The sequence below is a fragment of the Paraburkholderia sp. SIMBA_054 genome (genome assembly GCF_046534875.1).
Classification (GTDB): domain Bacteria; phylum Pseudomonadota; class Gammaproteobacteria; order Burkholderiales; family Burkholderiaceae; genus Paraburkholderia; species Paraburkholderia hospita.
In genome coordinates this window covers 1-282 of record NZ_JAWRXV010000595.1, presented here as the reverse complement: position 1 = coordinate 282, position 282 = coordinate 1, and the positions used below count along the sequence as shown (strand labels likewise).

The following is a 282-nucleotide window of genomic DNA, read 5'->3' as shown; positions in this document are numbered from 1 at the left end:
CCTTGGCCTGGGTCGCGTTGGCCGAGACCACCGACAGCGCGCCGACGCGCTCGCCGTACATCGAGAACGACTTGGAGTACGAGCTGGCGACGACGAAGTCCATGTCGATGCCGGCCAGCAGGCGGATCGCGTAGGCGTCTTCGTCGATGCCCTTGTCGAAGCCCTGGTAGGCGATGTCCACGAACGGGAACAGGCCGCGTTCCTTGAGCAGCCCGGCGACGACGCGCCACTGCTCGTGGGTCAGGTCGGCGCCGGTCGGGTTGTGGCAGCACGCATGCAGCA

Annotated in this window: 1 protein-coding gene; it reads right to left on the bottom strand. The window is 67.4% G+C overall.

Annotated elements, in window-relative coordinates:
* Positions 1 to 282 (bottom strand): aminotransferase class I/II-fold pyridoxal phosphate-dependent enzyme (locus SB822_RS56475; protein ID WP_410859024.1); only part of this gene is annotated, 282 nt, incomplete at both ends.